This is a genomic window from Alteromonas mediterranea DE, from assembly GCF_000020585.3.
GTDB lineage: Bacteria > Pseudomonadota > Gammaproteobacteria > Enterobacterales > Alteromonadaceae > Alteromonas > Alteromonas mediterranea.
On sequence record NC_011138.3, the window covers coordinates 4,322,799 to 4,342,234 of the forward strand.

The 19,436-nt window shown below is 46.8% G+C and carries 15 protein-coding genes and 2 pseudogenes; 13 read left to right on the plus strand and 4 right to left on the minus strand.

What is annotated here, in order from left to right; all coding sequences use genetic code 11:
• Positions 1-81: 81 nt before the first annotated feature.
• From MADE_RS19180 to hslR, 4 genes and pseudogenes are all read right to left on the minus strand, one after another.
• The gene (locus MADE_RS19180) at positions 82-2,547 is read right to left on the minus strand and encodes a TIM-barrel domain-containing protein (RefSeq protein WP_012520122.1); all 2,466 of its coding nucleotides are present in this window, start codon (positions 2,545-2,547) and stop codon (positions 82-84) included.
• A gap of 243 nt (positions 2,548-2,790) precedes the next feature.
• Positions 2,791-4,353 (minus strand): phosphoenolpyruvate carboxykinase, encoded by a 1,563-nt coding sequence (locus tag MADE_RS19185; protein WP_012520123.1) that lies wholly within the window; start codon positions 4,351-4,353, stop codon positions 2,791-2,793.
• Between the two features lie 489 nt (positions 4,354-4,842).
• A complete protein-coding gene (gene hslO / locus MADE_RS19195; protein WP_012520124.1) occupies positions 4,843-5,742 on the minus strand; it encodes an Hsp33 family molecular chaperone HslO in 900 nt (299 codons plus the stop codon).
• Positions 5,743-5,765: 23 nt separating this feature from the next.
• Positions 5,766-6,171, minus strand: a pseudogene (hslR, locus tag MADE_RS19200) (ribosome-associated heat shock protein Hsp15).
• A gap of 129 nt (positions 6,172-6,300) precedes the next feature.
• On the opposite strand from hslR, the pseudogene gspC reads away from it, so the two are divergent.
• The 13 genes and pseudogenes from gspC to MADE_RS19265 all read left to right on the plus strand — a co-directional run bounded on the left by gspC (position 6,301) and on the right by MADE_RS19265 (position 19,365).
• Positions 6,301-7,225: pseudogene (gene gspC / locus MADE_RS19205) on the plus strand (type II secretion system protein GspC).
• A gap of 99 nt (positions 7,226-7,324) precedes the next feature.
• Positions 7,325-9,370, plus strand: a complete 2,046-nt coding sequence (gspD, locus tag MADE_RS19210) for a type II secretion system secretin GspD (RefSeq protein WP_012520127.1) — start codon at positions 7,325-7,327, stop codon at positions 9,368-9,370.
• Between the two features lies 1 nt (position 9,371).
• On the plus strand, positions 9,372-10,931 hold the full coding sequence (gene gspE, locus MADE_RS19215; protein ID WP_012520128.1) for a type II secretion system ATPase GspE: 1,560 nt from the start codon (positions 9,372-9,374) through the stop codon (positions 10,929-10,931).
• On the plus strand, positions 10,932-12,158 hold the full coding sequence (gene gspF, locus MADE_RS19220; protein WP_012520129.1) for a type II secretion system inner membrane protein GspF: 1,227 nt from the start codon (positions 10,932-10,934) through the stop codon (positions 12,156-12,158).
• Complete coding sequence (gene gspG, locus MADE_RS19225) at positions 12,158-12,595, plus strand: type II secretion system major pseudopilin GspG (RefSeq protein WP_012520130.1); 438 nt, start codon at positions 12,158-12,160, stop codon at positions 12,593-12,595. Before gspF ends, gspG begins: the two co-directional genes overlap by 1 nt.
• A 5-nt stretch (positions 12,596-12,600) precedes the next feature.
• Positions 12,601-13,227: a type II secretion system minor pseudopilin GspH gene (gspH, locus tag MADE_RS19230; protein WP_012520131.1), complete on the plus strand. Its 627-nt coding sequence runs from the start codon at positions 12,601-12,603 to the stop codon at positions 13,225-13,227.
• Complete coding sequence (gspI, locus tag MADE_RS19235) at positions 13,224-13,703, plus strand: type II secretion system minor pseudopilin GspI (RefSeq protein ID WP_012520132.1); 480 nt, start codon at positions 13,224-13,226, stop codon at positions 13,701-13,703. Before gspH ends, gspI begins: the two co-directional genes overlap by 4 nt.
• Position 13,704: 1 nt before the next feature.
• Complete coding sequence (gene gspJ, locus MADE_RS19240; RefSeq protein ID WP_012520133.1) at positions 13,705-14,331, plus strand: type II secretion system minor pseudopilin GspJ; 627 nt, start codon at positions 13,705-13,707, stop codon at positions 14,329-14,331.
• A gap of 107 nt (positions 14,332-14,438) precedes the next feature.
• Positions 14,439-15,404, plus strand: a complete 966-nt coding sequence (gene gspK / locus MADE_RS19245) for a type II secretion system minor pseudopilin GspK (protein WP_232363133.1) — start codon at positions 14,439-14,441, stop codon at positions 15,402-15,404.
• On the plus strand, positions 15,404-16,603 hold the full coding sequence (gene gspL, locus MADE_RS19250) for a type II secretion system protein GspL (RefSeq protein ID WP_012520135.1): 1,200 nt from the start codon (positions 15,404-15,406) through the stop codon (positions 16,601-16,603). The genes gspK and gspL overlap by 1 nt, the downstream gene beginning before the upstream one ends.
• Positions 16,600-17,079: a type II secretion system protein GspM gene (gspM, locus tag MADE_RS19255; RefSeq protein WP_012520136.1), complete on the plus strand. Its 480-nt coding sequence runs from the start codon at positions 16,600-16,602 to the stop codon at positions 17,077-17,079. The genes gspL and gspM overlap by 4 nt, the downstream gene beginning before the upstream one ends.
• Complete coding sequence (locus MADE_RS19260; RefSeq protein ID WP_012520137.1) at positions 17,076-17,840, plus strand: type II secretion system protein N; 765 nt, start codon at positions 17,076-17,078, stop codon at positions 17,838-17,840. Before gspM ends, MADE_RS19260 begins: the two co-directional genes overlap by 4 nt.
• A gap of 91 nt (positions 17,841-17,931) precedes the next feature.
• The gene (locus MADE_RS19265) at positions 17,932-19,365 is read left to right on the plus strand and encodes a YdgA family protein (protein ID WP_012520138.1); all 1,434 of its coding nucleotides are present in this window, start codon (positions 17,932-17,934) and stop codon (positions 19,363-19,365) included.
• Positions 19,366-19,436 lie beyond the last annotated feature (71 nt).

Sequence of the window (19,436 nt, forward strand, 5' to 3'; positions counted from 1 at the left end):
TATCGTTGAAGAGACATCTTTTTAATGTTCAAGGGTACACGCACACGCCGTACCCTTTACCATAAAGTGAACCAGCTATTATTACATGATCACTATCTCTACAGATTGCTGATAATCGCACGTAAATGCAAGTGAAAGCGTTTTCCCTTTCTCACTCCAGGTAGCAGGCGCAGGCGCCCCGTCTACCAATACTTTCTGCGGCCTTTCAGTGAGTCCGTGAACCACGTAGGTTATATTTCGCTGCTGCGGCATACCGATATAACTACCTTGACTATCAAGTGTCAGGGTGAGATCAGCGCTCTCATCTACCGATGCGTTAAGCTGCAACGTCGTGTACAAGCCCTTTTCAACAGAGTTAGGGCTTTTGCCGTCATCCTCATAATAGGTGTAAGACGATGAGATCACTGAATGGTCGTGCCAGTAATGCATTTCTAGCTCCCGAGCATCAAAATGTTCTGTGCGCGAAAGCCCCTCAGACATAGGCATAAAGCTTCCCGCTTTTACCCAAACCGGAAAATTATCCTGAGTGAGTGGGTAATCAACCGTTTTACCTCCTTGATACTTGGCACTTGAAAAAAAGTCGAACCAAATGCCAGGTGGCAACTCAACGGCCCATGTCTGTTGGTTCGGCTGAGTCACAGGTGAAACAAACAGGGCATCGCCCCACATATAGCTTTTTGCGCTTTCGAACCACTTATTTTCATTAAATACCATGGCAAGCGGGCGCATTAACGGCGTGCCGAATAGCGCGTTTTCAAAAGCCAATGAATAGTTATAGGGCAGCATGTCATAGCGAAGCTGAATAAATTCACGCGCAATAGACTTTACTGGGTCGTCGTGAAAAACCGGTTCTGGCGCAATGTTATCTTGAGCATGAGGCCTAAATACCGGCGAAAAGGTGCCAAACTGAAGCCAACGCGTGTAAAGCTCTGCGTCAAAGGTGTCGCCTCCTGCAAAACCGCCTAAGTCGGAGTGAGTATAGGCTAAACCAAACACACTCATTTGAAGTGCGAGTTCTACCTGCGGTTTAAGCCCGCCCCAGCTTCGGCTTACATCGCCCGTCCACGGCACCATACCGTAACGCTGGCTGCCCAAAAAGCCTGAACGCATGAGCACGAACGGGCGCGTATCACTTTGAAGTTCAGTTAAGTTGTTATACACGGTTTTCGCCCACTGATGGCCATAGCCGTTATGCACTTCGGTACCGCTCACCGTCTGATTACCAAGGCCGGCTTCGCTCCAAGCGTGCTGAATATCATCAGGATGAACCTCCGGCTCTCCTAAGTCGCCCCACCAGCCAGCAACGCCTTGTGCGGCTAGCTTTTCATAATATTGCCAAAACCAGTCTTGGCCCGCTTCGCTGAACACATCAACAAGACCAGTATTGCCAAAGTAGAAGTCAAAGGTGTACGGCGTACCTTGATCATTTTGAGCAAGGGCGTTATTTTCTACCGCGCTGTCCCACTGCTTTGATGTAGTAAGAATAAATGGCTCGGTAATAAGCACGGTTTTCACGTCTTGCTCTCGAAGCTCGCTAATCATCTTCTCAGGCTCAGGGAACGTGGCAGTGTCCCAACTTAAGTTCCCCATGTGTCCTTTTATGTCTTTACCAAACCAATATAAATCCAGAACCACTGCATCCACTGGAATATCTTGCTTGTTAAATGCATCCACAACATTCATTACTTCATCTTGGGATTTATAGCCAAATCGTGACGCGAAGTTACCCAGTAGCCAGCGTGGCGGCAGTGGCTGTTTGCCCGTTATGGCAACCGTAGATTTCACAGTGTCAGATAAGCTTTCACCCAACACCATAATGTAGCTGGCGCGCCCGCCTTTGGCAGAAAACAACAGTTCGTCGGGCGTACTGCTGCCCATATCAAGCTCACCTGATGCCGTGTTATCAAACAGTACACTGTAGTGCTTCGATGACATGACCGCAGACAGACCAAAATACATCTGGTTCGATGACGTGGTGTACCCATAATGCGCTTTGTTATAAAGCGGCATGGCGTTTCCGCGACGATCCATGCCCAATACACGTTGACCACCGCCATAGAGCTTTTCATCATCACTAAGAGCAAACGATAAACTCACGCCGTGGCTATTTATCGAAAGACCGTCCCGCTCTTTGGTAACCACTTCACCGTTAAGCGAATAGCTTATTGCATGACTTTGTTTATCGATACTCGCTGAAGCATTGTCGTAGGTAAGCGTAATGGTATTAGGTGTATCAGATACGTCTACGGTTAGTTCATTAGCCGCCACATGTTCTGGTAACGCCATAGACGACAGATTCTCATAGGGTTTACCGCTGTTATCCGTTACGTAAGTGACTTGAAAGCTCTTATTGCCTAATGCTGTTAGCGTAAAATCGTTAGTGTCTGTATCAATGTAAAGCGTGTTGCCCTGTAAAGAAAATTGTTCAACGACGGCCAACGCATTCCCTGATATCAACGCGAGAGCCGGTAACGTAGCCAATAAGCGGCGAGATAGGGTTGCGCTAACTACGGCTGATAAAACTGAACGCTTGTGCTTTTTCGACATACTAAAACCTTTCTTTTCGTTTCAGCATCAAGCAATTTCGTCGCACGCTGAAAACCTTATTATGTTAACCAAATGATAACGGCAGGCAGTGTCGACATAAATAAACATACGTATTCATTGTGTGAAAAATGTTAATGCAAAGGTAAGTAGCAATGTTCAGCCATAAAAAAGCCCGCAACACGGTGCGGGCAAAACATCAATCACGTTGAGTGTGATGAACGTTGGGAAGGGGCGAACCGAGTATTAGTTACCCGGTCCGGCTTTAACGATAGCGTCGCTAACGTCGTATTTTTCAAAGTTCTGTTTGAAGTCGTTAACTAAGTTAGCGGCGTATTCGTTGTATTTTTCTTTGTCTGCCCACGTGTTTTGCGGCACAAGCAAATTGCTGTCTACGCCGTCAATGGCGACAGGCACATCAAGGTTTAACGCATCAATGTGCTGAGTTTCAACATCGGCCAAATTACCCGACACAATCGCATCGATAATGGCGCGGGTAGTAGGGATATCAAAACGGCTACCTGTGCCGTAAGGGCCGCCCGTCCAACCGGTATTGACTAAGTAAACCTTAGCGCCAAACGCTTTAACCCGCTTAATAAGAAGCTCTGCATACACGCCTGCTGGACGCGGGAAAAAAGGCGCACCAAAACAGGTTGAGAAGGTTGATTCAATATCGCTTGTAGAACCAATTTCAGTAGAGCCTACCTTCGCTGTGTAGCCGCTTAGGAAGTGATACGCCGCCGCTTCTTCACTTAATACCGAAACGGGAGGCAATACACCACTTACGTCACAGGTTAAAAATACGACTGAGCGCGGCTCGCCGCCTCTGTTTTCAGCTACGCGCTTTTCAATGTGTTCTAGCGGGTAGGCTGCACGCGAGTTTTGCGTTAACGATGTGTCGGTATAGTCTGGCGTGCGTGTCTCGTCTAACACAACGTTTTCTAAAATTGTGCCAAATTTAATCGCGTTCCAAATTACCGGCTCGTTCTTTTGAGAAAGGTCAATACATTTAGCGTAGCAACCGCCTTCAATATTAAATACGCTACCTGGTGCCCAGCCATGCTCATCGTCACCAATTAGAAAACGCTTGGGGTCGGCTGAAAGCGTGGTTTTACCTGTCCCTGAAAGACCAAAGAACAAGGCCACATCGCCTTCTTCACCCACGTTGGCTGAACAGTGCATAGGTAGCACGTCTTTAGCTGGAAGCAGGAAGTTCTGTACTGAGAACATCGCTTTTTTCATTTCACCCGCGTAACGCATGCCAGCTAGCAAAACACGCTTTTTAGCGAAGTTGATGATAACTGTGCCGTCGCTGTTTGTACCGTCACGTTCTGGTTCGCAAGTGAAACCTGGCACGTTTAAGATTTGCCACGGCGTATCGCCTTTAACATTCCATTTTTCAGGAATAATAAATAGATTACGGGCAAAAACGTGCTGCCAAGCGGTTTGCGTTCTTACCTCAAGTGATAACGCATGTTCAGGATCTGAACCTACTTGAAGGTGTGATAAAAAGTGTTCTTGAGTAGAAAGATAAGCCTCCACTCTATCCCACAGCGCGTCGAATTTGTCAGCGTCGAATGGTTTATTTACCTTGCCCCAATCAATATCCTTCTCTGTCGAAGGTTCTTTGACGATAAATCGGTCATTGGGAGAGCGACCGGTACGCTTACCGGTTTCAACAACAAGTGCACCGTTTTTATCGAGAACGCCTTCGCCGCGCAATACAGCGCGTTCGATAAGTTCTGCGTTCGGCAGGTCAGTAAGTGGCGTTACTTTCAGTTCCGTTTGAATTGAGGCTGCTGCGGTCATGGCTGTTACCCTATATGTAATTTTTCAAAAGCACTTTCAAAAAAGTATCACCTCTTCGAGTGTAATGTAAACAAGGCTTGAAGGGCATTTTTAAAACACATACTCACTATTTACTCGTCTACAATTTCATAAATATTGTAAATTAATTACAAGGAAAGCCTTTTCCTTCGTTAAAAATGTAAAATATTGGATTTGTAAGACCGTATTGATCGATGAATTTCAAAATAAAAAGCGGGCAAAAAAATTTAAAATAAAGAGTGAAAACTTTCAAAAGGAGAAAAAATTAAATAAGGGAGCCCGTGGTGAAAAGCTAAACACTTACTGCTGAGTGCTTTTTAACCAGATGTTAAGTGTTAAGGCCATGCTTGAAGCTTTCAATCATAGCAAGGAGAATCAAAAAAGCACCACGTTCAGCGCTATCGCATCCGTTGGTGCTTTTATCTATGACGTAAAGCCGCTACCTTCTTGGCAGGCTTTAACCTATAGAGGTTATTGGTTTGATGACGATACGTCGAAGTTACCGTTATGAATAGCTTCAACGTCGATACTGTCGAAACGGTACTCTGCATGGCAGTACTGACAGTTCATTTTTATCGCCCCTTCTTCGGCAATAATGGCGTGCAGTTCAGATTTTTCCACATGACGCAGCGCTTCTGCGCTTCGCTCTTTAGAACATGAGCACGCAAAGGTTACGTCTTTTGCTGGGTACATTTCCACGTCTTCTTGGTGGTAAAGGCGATACAAAATGTCTTCAACCGACAAAGAAAACATCTCTTCTTTGGTCAGCGTTTCGGTAAGCTTTGAGATGTGAGCAAACTCATTGGCTTGCGATACATCCGTGGCGCTTGCATCGGTAGGTAGAACTTGTAGCAACACGCCCGACGCTTTAGCATTTTTAGGGTCGCTCATATCTGTCATTAGGTGAACACTGGTTGCTAGCTGTTCTGACTGTGCAAAGTAGCCTTCGATACACTCAGCTAAAGATGGCTTATCTAATGCCACAACGCCCTGATAGCGCTCGCCTTCATCTGGGGTAATGGTGATAACCAAAACGGCTTGGGTCAATAGCTCAGAAAACGTGTCAGGTAGGGTTTCAAGTGTTTCGTCCCAACGTGCTACACCGCGCAGTGTTTGCTCGTGAGTGGCATTTAACACTGCATAACTTACCGGGCCTTTGCTTTGAATTTGAAGTGAAATCTCACCTTTAAATTTAAGCGTTGCCGTTAACAGTGACGTCGCTGCCGCCATTTCACTCAGTAACGTTTGAATTTGCACAGGGTATTCATAGCTGTGCACAATGTTCTTTAAGCTCTCATCTAGGCGAACTAATTCGCCGCGAACGTTAGCTTGTGTAAATAAGAAGCGGTGTAATTTATCGAAATCACTCATAAATAATCCTGTTGCGCAGCTCACTATTGCTGCTTAAATTTAATAATCTGTCGTCGCTGCTTTTTATCAGGTCTATGATCTGGTTTAGGGCTGTGAAATGCGCTCAATTTACGGGCAGCTTGGTTTTCTTCACGTTTTGTTACACTTTCAGCCGTTTCTTCGAAAAGTGCTTGTGCCAAAGGCGCACTCAAGCGCTTGTCACTTAAGCCTAGCACCTTTATTTCACGATTATCCCACCCTGCGGGAACTTTAATCATGGCACCAAGCTCTACATGTTTACCAGGCTTGGTTCGCTGCCCGTTGTACTGGACCTTTCCCGACTGCACCATGTCTCTAGCAATGGCTCNGGGTTTTAAAAAACCTTGCAGCCCATAGCCACTTGTCCAGCCTGACGTTTTGTGTTGTATTGTTGCTTTCCGATTGGCTCATGTAATAATTTCGTAATGGTGTAGCTTTAGTGTTGTGACCCTCACCTTTACTAGGCTATTATGGGTTTGCTAAAGCACGGTTAACCAAAAATTCACTATATTATAATAAAGCAGTACCATCAGTGGCAGCATGACATTTAATAGACCCAACCCACAACCTCTGGTTGTTTATCTAAGCCAGCATCAAAAACAGCTACATACCATCGTAGTGGTTCTGCTTAGCCTGTATTTAATTGCATTCGCTGCCAAATTTGTGTGGCGAATTATACCCGAACCTCAGCTATCTGCGACACCCACAATAAGCCGTGCTCCAGTTATTTCTTCGTCATCAGGCAAAAGTGGGGTCAACATTGCCAAAATACAACAGCTGAATTTATTTGGTAATGCGGCAGCAAAGCCAGCCGAGCCCGTAGCGGAGGTGACTGACGCACCAGAAACACGCTTAAACTTAACGCTAACAGGGGTGGTGGCAAGTTCAGACCAAGAAGCAGGCACCGCTATTATAGAAAACCGCGGCAGCCAAGCGGTATACGGTTTAGGCGAAAAAANTTGAGGGCACCAACGCCACGTTGCAAAAGGTGTATAACGACCGTGTAATCATTAAAAATGGGGTGAGAAACGAAACCCTAATGTTAGACGGCATTGATTATGACGAAGCCAACAGGCGCCGTGAAATGCAGGCAAGACAGCGCCCTGCACCTCAAGAAGATGAATATGAAGACGATACCGTTGAACTAAGCGAAGAAGCGATAGAGGCCACTGCGGCACTAAGAGAACGCCCAGCAAGCTTTACTGACTTTATTTCAATATCGCCAAAAACAGAAGAAGGCCAACTTATTGGTTACCAGGTGAGCCCAGGAAAAGAGCCTGAACTATTTAAATCGGCAGGTCTTGAAGCTGGCGATGTCATTACACAAATTAACGGGCTAGACCTTACCGACTTGCAGCAATCGCAAGAGGCACTGTCTGAGCTACGCAATGCACAAAATATAGAATTAACGATTATTCGAGATGGCAGTTTAACCACGCTATACCTAGATTTACCCGAGGCGTAACAACAACTAAAACGGTAACGGCTCATTCGTCATCAGGTAGGCATTAAAAATTGCAACGCAAACCAGCCATCGACAAGTTAGGAAATGAAGGAAGTTAGAATGAAAAGGCGCACTAGCCAAAAACTATTATCTCGCTTAGGCACAGCAATGTGTACAGCGCTTCTGTGTTTCTCGGTGACCGCTGCTGAGTACATGCCTAATTTCAAAGATACTGACATCAATGAATTCATCAATATCGTTGGTAAAAATCTTGAGCGCACTATTATTGTGGACCCCAACGTACGCGGCAAAATTAGCGTACGCAGCTACGATATGCTCAATGAAGATCAGTACTATCAATTTTTCCTAAACGTACTTCAGGTTTACGACTTTGCCGTTGTAGAAATGCCCAGCGGTATTTTAAAAGTGGTACGTTCTAAGGATGCAAAAACATCAAACATTCCGGTTGTCGAAGGCGCCAAGCAAGACGGTGATGAGTTCATTACTCGCGTGGTTCCAGTTTATAACGTGCCGGTACGTGAACTTGCCCCTATTTTGCGTCAATTAAACGACCAGGCGGGCGGCGGAAATGTGGTAAGTCACGACCCTTCTAACGTTATGATGCTAACTGGCCGCGCTGCGGTGGTTAATCGTCTTGTTGAAATCATTGAGCGCGTAGACCGCGCTGGTGACGAAGAAGTAGAGATTGTTAAGCTTCGTTATGCTTCAGCTTCTGAGATGGTACGTATTATTGAAAGTATCAACAAATCACAAGGTAAAGCCAATACAGGCGCTAAATCTGAACCTCGCGTTGTAGCAGACGACAGAACGAACTCTGTGATCGTAAGCGGCGACATTAAAGCGCGTCAGCGTCTTATCAATCTTATTCAACGCATGGACCAAGAGCTGGAGTCCAATGGCAACACTCGCGTACTGTTTCTTAATTACGCTAAGGCAGAAGATTTAGTCAAAGTTCTGCAAGGCGTATCGGCCAGTATCCAAGCAGAAGAGCAAGGCAGCGGCGCCACATCGCGCAGAGCAAGCTCAAACCGCGAAATTAGCATCGACGCACACGAAGATTCTAACGCCATCGTTATAACTGCAGAGCCAGACATGATGCGCTCGCTAGAAGAAGTGGTGCGTCAACTGGATATTCGCCGTGCACAGGTACAAGTTGAAGCCATTATCGTTGAAGTTTTTGAAGGCGACGGCAACACATTAGGTGTGCAATGGGTGTCAGAAGAGGGCGGTGGTACACAGTTCAATAATGGTGTTATAGGCGTCGGTTCATTAGCTGTGGCACTACGACAGGCCGAAGATAGAGAGACCACGCAAACCAACATCACTGCCAACGGTGAAGTGGTAGAAACAACGGACACGATAGAAGGCGACTTCACTGCTCTTGCAAGCTTACTTGGCGGTGCAAACGGCCTGATTGCTGGCGTTATCGAAAATGGCTGGGGCGCAGTGGTACAAGCGGTAAGCACTGATACCAATTCAAATATTCTTGCCACACCTCACCTAACTACCATGGATAACGAAGAAGCGTTTTTCATTGTTGGTCAAGAGGTACCTATTATTACCGGTACGACAACCGGCTCGAACAACTCTAACCCGTTCCAAACGGTGGATCGTCAAGAAGTGGGTATTAAACTTAAAGTTACGCCGCAAATTAACGAAGGCGATGCCGTTCAGCTTCTTATTGAACAAGAAGTGTCTAGCGTTAGCGGTGCGACATCAGTAGACATCTCTATCAACAAGCGCGAAATCAAAACCACAGTGATTGTTGACGATGGTGGTACTATCGTACTAGGCGGCTTGATTGACGAAGACGTACAAGAAAGTGTGTCTAAAGTGCCACTTTTAGGCGATATCCCTGTTCTTGGTCATCTTTTCAAGACGACGTCTACAAGCAAACGTAAGCGCAACTTAATGGTGTTCTTAAAGCCAACTATTGTACGTGACGGTGCAACCATGAACGCCATTAGCCATCGTAAATATAACTACATTCGCGCACTCCAGCTTAAACGTCAGCAAGAGGGTGTATCGTTAATGCCGTCAGCTGAAACGCCAAGCATGCCGCAGTGGGACGATGCATTAGCCCTTCCACCGTCGTTTGAAGAGTACCTGACTGAGAAAGAGAAGCAAAAAGAAGGTAACGAGTAGTATGGCGGATGAACAACTTACTCAAGCACTAGAGGCCCAAGAAGAAGCCCTAGAAGCCATGGGTGATGACGCCGGCTTACCTGAAGCAGAGGCCGGCCCTAAGCAGCTCTCTTTTAGCTTTGCTAAGCGCAACCAGGTGCTGCTTGAAACCAACGAAACGCCAGCGGTGCTGTATTTTACAGAAAACACGCCGTTTGACGTGTTTGCAGAAGTGCGTCGCTTCTACGGCGAGCCTTTTGTACCGAAAACTATACCCGCTGACGAATTTGAAAACTTACTGACTAGCGCGTTTCAGCGCGATAGTTCTGCAGCGAAGCAGTTAATGGAAGACTTAGGCAACGAAAGCGATTTATTCGCCCTTGCAGAAGACTTACCCGACACTGAAGACCTGCTAGATAGCGAAGACGACGCCCCTATTATCAAGCTTATTAACGCCATGCTAGGTGAAGCAATTAAAGAAGGCGCGTCAGATATTCATATCGAAACGTTTGAAAACCAGCTTGTGGTTCGCTTTCGGGTAGACGGTGTGTTGCGGGAAATTTTGCGCCCCAATCGCAAGCTTAGCTCTATGCTGGTATCGCGTATAAAAGTAATGGCCAAGCTAGATATTGCAGAAAAACGCGTCCCCCAGGATGGCCGTATTACACTGCGTATTGCCGGGCGAGCGGTAGACGTTCGTGTTTCGACGATGCCTTCTAGCCACGGCGAACGTGTGGTACTGCGTCTTTTAGACAAAAATAACGCCCGCTTGAATCTAGAAGATTTGGGCATGACGCTGCAAAACCGTAACCATTTCTCGACGTTAATACGAAAACCACACGGTATTATTTTGGTTACTGGCCCTACCGGTTCCGGTAAAAGTACCACCTTGTACGCAGGGCTTACCGAGATAAACTCCCGCGATAGGAATATTTTAACGGTAGAAGATCCTATCGAATTCGACCTGCCAGGCATTGGACAAACGCAGGTTAACCCCCGTGTAGACATGACCTTTGCACGAGGCCTTCGCGCAATTTTGCGTCAAGACCCCGATGTTGTCATGGTCGGTGAGATTCGTGATATCGAGACTGCGCAAATTGCCGTTCAGGCCAGTTTAACCGGTCACTTAGTGCTTTCTACCCTGCATACTAACACCGCCGCTGGCGCCATTACTCGCTTAGAAGACATGGGCATAGAGCCTTTCCTTTTATCTTCCAGTTTATTGGCAGTACTGTCACAGCGACTCGTTCGTACGCTATGCCCAGACTGTAAAAAGCCGCATACGCCGGATGCGTCTGAACTTGAAATATTAGGCCAAGGGGCCACCAGCAGCACTACAATTTACAAACCTCACGGCTGTGCAGCGTGTAACCAAACCGGGTATCGTGGCCGTACGGGTATTCACGAATTGCTTTTAGTTGATGAAAAAGTGCGTGAAATGATGCACGAAGGTGTGGGCGAACAAGCCATTGAGCGCTACATCAGAACCTCTACCCCAAGCATCCGTGAAGATGGCTGTAGTAAAGTGCTTATCGGTGAAACCTCTCTTGAAGAAGTGCTTCGAGTAACGAGGGAAGACTAGATGGCGGCTTTCGCTTATAAAGCGGTTAATGCCCGCGGTAAGAACACAAATGGCGTGCTTGAAGGCGATAATGCCCGTCAGGTGCGCCAACAGCTGCGCGAAAAGGGCTTAATTCCTTTGGAAGTAGAGCAAGTTGCAGAGCGCACACAAAACGAAGGCAAAGGGCTTTCATTTTCACTGTTTAAACCACGCATTTCAGCCTCCGATTTAGCGCTACTTACACGGCAAATGGCTACCCTTGTAGAGTCGGCCCTTCCGGTTGAAGAAGCCTTGCTTGCCGTTGCGGAACAATGCGAAAAGCCCCGCCAGAAAAACATGATGATGGCAGTACGCAGTAAAGTCGTGGAAGGTCACGGGCTTGCCGATGCATTAGGACAGTTTCCCAGTGTGTTTGACGAGTTATACCGCGCCATGGTGGCGGCAGGTGAAAAGTCAGGCCACCTTGATACCGTGCTTAACCGCTTAGCCGACTATACCGAGCGCAGGCAGCAAACCCGCAGCCAAATTACTCAGGCGATGATTTATCCATCGTTAATGCTGTTTTTTGCAATGGGTATCGTACTGCTGCTTTTAACCGTGGTAGTACCAAAAATTGTGGGGCAATTCGACCACATGGGGCAAGACCTTCCGGGTATTACCCAATTCCTTATTTCAGTGAGCACTTGGCTTCAAAACTACGGGTTGTTCATGCTAATCGGCATAGGCGTGCTTATAGTTATTATACAGCGCGTATTGCAGCAAAAGCATATGAAGCTGCGCTATCACAAAGCGCTTTTAACCTTACCTTTGATAGGCCGCGTGTCGCGCGGTCTAAACACGGCCCGCTTTGCACGTACGTTAAGTATATTAAGTGCCAGCGCAGTGCCGCTACTTGAAGCTATGCGTATTTCAGGCGATGTCCTTGAAAATCAGCATATTAAAAATCAAGTAGCCGACGCCGCTATTAACGTTAAAGAAGGTAGCAGTTTGAGGGCTGCGCTGGATAACACGAAAATGTTTCCACCTATGATGATGCATATGATTGCGTCAGGTGAAAAGTCGGGCGAATTACAGCAAATGCTAGCTCGCGCCGCAGATAATCAAGATAGGGAATTTGAAGCGCTTATTGGTGTCTCACTTAAGGTATTTGAACCCTTACTTATTGTATCGATGGCGGGCATTGTTCTGTTTATCGTTATGGCAATATTGCAACCAATTTTAGCATTGAACAACATGGTGAATATTTAATGAAAACACTTAATCGCAGTTCTGGTTTCAGTTTGATTGAAGTCATGGTCGTACTTCTAATCATCGGTATTATGGCCTCTATGGTTGCACCGCAAATCTTGGGTAACCAAGAAGAAGCGCAGCTTAAAAAAGCCGCTGTTGATATACAGCAAATGGAAAGTGCGCTTGAAATGTACAAGCTTCGCAACAACCGCTTCCCAACCACTGAGCAAGGCTTAGACGCCCTGGTAACCGCACCTACCATCGACCCAATTCCACGCAACTACCCTGAAGGCGGCTTTATCAAGCGTTTACCTGAAGATCCGTGGGGCAACCCTTACGCGCTAATTAGCCCGGGAGAGCTTGGCGTAGTCGATATTTTCTCAAACGGTCCAGACGGTGAGCCAGGCACTGATGATGATATTGGTAACTGGAATATCAACGAGTATTTGAACTAACTCTTATGCAAAGCAGCGGCAGTACCTACAAACACAATATAGGCTTCACCCTTTTAGAAGTCATGTTAGTACTGCTACTAATGGGTCTAGCCGCTGGCTACGTCATGTTTAACGCTTTTGGGGCGAGTAAGTCTGACTTACTTAAATCACAAGCCCAGCGCCTGCAGGTCATTGTTGACATGGCCAGCGACTTCGCAGTGTTAAATCAGCAGCAGCTTGGTGTACGCTTTGAAGCGGACAAAAATGAGTATTATTTTGTTTATTTAGACGACGATGACCAGTGGCAACGCATAGAAGGTGAAAAGACCTATGAGCCCTACACCTTGCCCGAGCCCTTCACCTTCACCTTAAACCTTGATGACTTGCCGTGGGACGTTGAAGACCGACTGTTTGACCGTGAGTTGTTTGACGAGAACTTAAGCGTGTCTGACGAAGGCGTTGAGATAGGCAACGAAGAAGAAAAGAAGCTTCCTCCCCCACAAATTCTCATTATGTCGAGCGGCGAAATTACCCCTTTTACGCTGTCGTTTAACTATGAAGGTGATGATGGCGACGACCCCGTCTATTATAGCCTTCAAAACCAAGATCTACCGCCTTTAGTGCTTGAAGGGCCGCTGGAGCGTCCGTTATGAAGGCATCCATCTTTAAGCGCAAAGCAGATGCAAAGACACCGTTGACAAGGTCGTTTTTCAAACCTGCACTGGATAAAAGCAGCAACTTACCCTATGCCCCGCGCTACCAAACTGGATTAACCCTGCTTGAAGTGATGGTGGCGCTACTTATTTTTGCGCTTACCGGCACCGCCGTACTCAAAGCGGCAGGCGAGCATTTATCCAGTGTTGGGCAGATAGAGTCGGTGACCTTCGCCAACTGGGTGGCAAGCAACCGCTTAAACCAACTTCAGCTAGATACTACGTGGCCGCCTAAGAACAATTTGAAAGGTACCATGGAGATGGCCGATCGCACCTGGTACTGGCAACAAACCGTCACTAAAACCAATGACAATGATTTACGGTCTGTCACCGTTTCTGTCGGCGAAGACGAAAGCTACGACAGCTCCGTAACGTCTGTGACGACCTTTGTCGCAAAGCCGACGGCGGGAAATTAGTATGCAGCGCGGTTTTACGCTTATTGAAATACTGATAGCCATGGCCATTTTCACCCTCATCGGCTTGGCATCAACAGGTTTACTTACCACGGTTATCGACAGTAACGATATTTCAGAAGAGCGCTTTGCAAAGCTTCAACTATTACAGCGCGCCATGATCACCATTGAACGAGACCTTCAACAAGCAGTGCCTCGCGCAGTAAGAGTTAACGGTGAAAAACAAGAAGTGGTAATGGCGGGCGGCGAAACAGACGACAGCGATGGTGATGGCATTGGCTTTGTGCGCGGAGGCTGGCACAACCCTCAGCTAATGCTCCCAAGAAGTACCTTACAGTACGTCGCTTACCGCTTAAAAGAGAACAAGCTAGAGCGTTTATACAGTAACTATGTTGACAATGTTATTGGCTACGAGCCCAAAGTACGGGTGCTGCTAGAAGACGTAGAAAGTTTAAAAGTTGAGTTTCTTGCCACCTCGAACAGCAGTTCATTAGATGAGGATGACGATATCTCTTGGAGTGAGAGCTACAAGGGTTCAACACTTCCTCGCGCCGTAGCGGTGGAGTTTGTTAGCAAGGACTTTGGCAAAATTCGCAGGGAATTCACCTTAACAACGGGTGAATCATCATGAGCATAACAAACAATAACACGCCGCTAAAAAAGTACAGACAAGCGAGCTCAGCTATTGCAAAGCCGCAACTTGGTAATGCACCGGGCAAGCAGCAGGGTGTGGCGCTAATGATCGTTTTGATGATTGTGGCGCTAGTTGCCGTGCTGGCTACCGAAATGGGCACGCGGCTGCAGCTTCAAGTTCAGCGCACCATGAACTTAAAAGACAATAATCAAGCCTACTGGTATGCCATGGGAGCAGAAGCGTTTGCAAGAAAGTCCATCCAATCTCTTGTTGAAGAAAGCCCTGAGGTCATTTCTATTGATCAACCTTGGGCGCAGGAATTTAGCTATCCGTTAGAAAACGGCGGCCTAACGGCAAACTTAGAAGACCTACAGGCCTGTTTTAATCTTAACGCTATCACATCGGGTAGCGCTTCGAATAACGCAAATAGCGCCTCGAGCAATACCACTGAGGCTATGGAAGCCTTTCACACTATGCTGCTATCACTTAGTGTTGATGGACTAGATAACTACACCGCTGACACGCTACGCGACAGTCTTGCCGACTGGGTGGATGACGACGACAACATGCGACCGTATGGGGCAGAAGACAGCGAGTATGAATCGAGAGAATTTCCATACCTTGCAGCTAACGGACCACTGGCATCAAAAAGTGAATTGCGTATTATTAACGGAGTGTCACCAGAATGGCTAAACGCATTACTGCCTTTAGTGTGTGTGATCCCAGATTACAGTGAGTTAAAAATTAACGTTAACACGTTAGAAGAAGAAGAAGATGCACCGCTGCTGGCAGGGTTAACAGGGCTTGATATTCAACAAGCTGCAAGTTTGCTAAGCAGTCGCCCACAAAATGGGTGGGACGATACCAACGCGTTTTTAAGCGAACCGTCTATTCAGGCACTGAATTTAACAAGCTCTCGACAAGACTGGTTTTCAGTTAAAACTGAATATTTTATGTTGCATACAAAAACACAATACAACAAAGCAACCTTTAAGCTTTCCACCGTGTTTCACGCTAGCGCCGATAGCGGCGTTAATGTTGTGAATCGCGAGTTTGGGGGAACCTATTAATGGAACAATTATTGGTGCGTTTAGGCGCCAACTACACCGATCCGATAAGCTGGCTGGTTTATTCAAAAACAGAAGATGAAATTATTGCTTCTGGTGAATTGCCAAGTGCAGAAGACTTATCTACGCTAACCGAACGCGCAGGCCAGCGAAGCGTTATTGCTTTAGCCCCTAGCAGTGACATATTGCTCAAATGGGTAGAGCTACCGCCTAAAGCGGGTCGCAAGATAATCAGCGCTATCCCGTTTATGCTTGAAGACGAGTTGGCTACCGACATTAGCCAACAGTTCTTTGCCATTGGCCCTAAGCGTGGCGATGAGCAAGCGGTGGCGATAGTCAGTCACGAAAAGATGCTTCAATGGCAAGCTTGGTTAAGCGAAGCTGGTCTTTTCTGCGACACCATTATTCCTGACGTTCTCGCTGTTCCTGCAACGCCTAATGGCTGGTCGGTGCTCACATTAGGCGAGCAGTTACTGGTTCGCCAAGATGAGTTTAAAGGCGTTCAGGGCGAGCAAGCGTGGTTACTACCAACCCTTGTGCACTTCACTGCGCAGCAGGAAGCCCCGGTGACTATCACAAACTACGCGGGTATCGATTTAAGTAGCTTGCCCAATATCGAAGAAGCACAGGCACCACTTGAATTGCCCATGCAAGTATTGGCTAAAGAAGCCATGCAAAGCAGCTTTAACTTATGCCAAGGCGAGTACAAACTTAAACGCAAACGCAGCGGTGTGCTAAGCCAGTGGCGTGTAGCCGCTGTGCTCGCGGTACTTGCACTGTGTACCAGTCTTATTGATAAGGGCGTTACCCTTTATCAGCTAAAATCGGAAAACCAAGCGCTTAGCAGTGAAATAAATGCTGCGGTAAAAGCAGGCTTCCCCAATATTGGCACTTATCGCAACGTTCGATTAAAGCTACAAAGTGAGCTTGCAAAGCTAGAGCAGGGCGGCGGTGATGCCTCTATGCTTATTATGCTAGATCAGCTTGCGCCAGCATTCACAGCAACAGACGTTAAGCCTCAAACCTTGCGCTTCGACGCCTCGCGCACTGAAATTCGCATTCAGGCACAAGGTAAAAATTTTGAAGCATTAGAGCAGTTTAAACGCAGCGCCGAAAACGCGGGCTTTCTGGTTGAACAAGGTGCTATCAATAACCGTGACAACGGCGTTGTAGGTACAGTGTCAGTAAGGAGTACGTCGTGAACGCACTATTAGAAAAATACAAAGCCCTCACTGAACGTGAGCAAAAACTGGTGCTTATTTCCGCTGTTATGATTGCGATTGCGCTGTTCTATTTTGCTGTTTGGTCGCCACTTAATACTGCTTTAGACAAACAGAAGCAGCTGCTTGATAACCAGCAGTCGCTTTTAGTTTGGGTAAAAGACAGCGGTGCACGCGCACAGCAATTACGCCGCAGTACGGGCAGTAAACGCGCCTTTTCTGGCTCTTTACCCCAAGCGGTAAACCGCACTACCGCTCAGCACGACATTGCTATTTCACGCATGCAGCCTCAGGGTGATGAGCTTCAAGTGTGGGTAGATCAAGCGCCTTTTAACGCGGTTTTAGACTGGCTAAAAGCCATGGAAAACATGGGCGTAGTTATTCTTCAAGCCGATATTGCCGAAGCAGATGCCCCAGGCTATATCAAAATTCGCCGACTACAGTTAGGTAAAGCATGAAGTCGAAAGTTAGTTGGATAATAGGCGGCATTCTCGCCTTTTTATTGTTTGCCATCGCATACATCCCTGCAGTACAAGTGATTGGCCGACTGTCGCTGCCAAATAATGTTTCTATCAGCGGGGTCAGCGGCAGCTTATTTTCGGGTAAAGCGCAGACGGTGGTAGTGAATAGCCTTCCAATTAATAACGTAAAATGGGAGCTTAATCCGCTACACCTGTTACTGGGTAAAGCTAAGCTTGACCTCAAAGCAGGTAACATTCGCGATAAAAACGACATTGCCTTTGAAGGGCCTGTTACCACCGGGCTTTTTAGCCAAAATACGGTTAATACTGAAAACTTTACCCTTTACCTTCCTGTAGACAGAGTGCTTGCGCAGGTTCGCTTACCTCTGCCCGTTAACGCAGGCGGGCGCTTTAAGGTCTCGCTTAATGACCTAACCTTTGGTCCAGCGTGTGAGTCGCTTGATGGTACGGGAGATTGGCTTAATGCAACGGTAGCAGGTACCCAAGGGCCCATTGATTTCGGCACCTACTCTGCGACACTTCGTTGTGAAGGTGAAGATATTGGCATAATGGTGAACGAGCCTAATTTGCTAAGCTTATCTATGGATGCGGTTATACCGACAAACATGAAAAACATTCGAGTGAGCGGTCAATTTAAGCCTGATGCGAGCTTGCCCAATGAAGTTCATCAAGCGGCACGCTTATTTGGTACGCCTAATAACAGTGGCTTTATTGCGTTTCAGATTCCTCGAACGTAACTTATAGAGCAACGATAAATTGTCTAGGCCATAAACCGATTATGGCCCAGGCCCCATGTAAATTGATTATTTCTGAACAAAGGATTGTACAATGAACAAACCTCTTTTAGCCGGCGCAGGTATTACTTTAGTTGCGCTTGGTGTTGCCCCTTACTTTATTGGCTCTAGTGTTGAAGATAATATCAACGCAGCAGTAAACGAATTGAATGAACAAGCCGTCTACTCGGCCGAAGTACTTTCGTACGACAAAGGCTGGTTTTCGACAACGGCAGAAATCAAACTTGCTGTCGACTTTCAAGCGCTAGTCAATGCACAAAATGTCGATGCAGCTGAAATGCCTATTGAAGAAAACCCTAGCGTTACCGCTACCTTGGTTGCTCATCACGGCCCTGTATATTTTGGCGACGGTGTAGGATTAGGCCGCGTTCACTACACGGTGTTTATTGATGGCGATAAATTAAGAGAGTACGTTCAATGGGATGCGCAACAACCCATTTATCGCAATGAAGGCGTGGTTGGACTATTTGGCGGTCTCAGCTACGCAGATGTTATTCCAGCCCTTAGCGCAACCAATGAGGAAGAAGGTTTCACCCTGCTTTTCTCTGGCTATAAGGGTGAAGCTGCACCTGATGGCGACCAGACGTTATATACGTCTTTTGGTGAATCGCTAAGCATCAACGCTGATGAGTTTTCGATGAAATTATCCAATTTATCCATGGATGTAAGCTATAACGGCAGTATGGTAGAGGCCTTCAAGGGCGACCTGTTTGAATCGAAAGTCAAAGCACTTATCGAAAATATGGAAGTTACCGGCCTTGAAGCAGGAGAAACGGTAAAGCTTGAGAATATTGCCCTTGTAACAGACACCGATATTGATGAAGACAGCAACACAGCCAATGTTTACGTGGAATACGCTATTGATAAGGTAACGGGGCCCGACCTTGAAGCCTCTGACATGGTGTTAGGTGTTGCCCTAAATAACTTAGACGTTGATTTCATCAAAGCTTACCAAGATTTTAGCAATACATCACTGCTCGTGCCCTCAGAAGAAGTCCCCGCCAAAATGATGGAATTTATTGAGGCTAACTTGCTTACTCAGCTTAAAGCAGAGCCTGAGCTTAACATTACCAAGCTTAAAGCAACCTTACCTGAAGGCTCGTTTAACGCCTACGCAAATACCAAGTTAGTTGGTATTGATGCGCTGCCAGGTACGATGGAAGATGTGGCTTATTGGGTAACACACTTACTGGCCGATGCACAAGTAACCGCCGACAAAGCCTTTGCGCAAAGCGTAGCGTCTGGCTACATGATGGGGCAGTTAATGGCAACGCCGCAAGCGCAAAATATGTCGGCAGAAGAGCTTGAAGCCGCTGTCGAGCAGCAAACCCCAATGGTTTTAAGCACCTTTGCTCAGCAAGGCTTGATAAAAGAAACCGAGAATGGTTACGAGACAAAATTAGTGCTTAAAGATGGCAAAGCCAGCGTTAACGGTACGCCTATTCCGCTACCTTTTGCGCCTCAATAGCAAGTAACAACACAAAAGGCGCCAGACACGTGCAGTGTCACCCGATACAGCTAGCGCCAAATTCTAGCTTA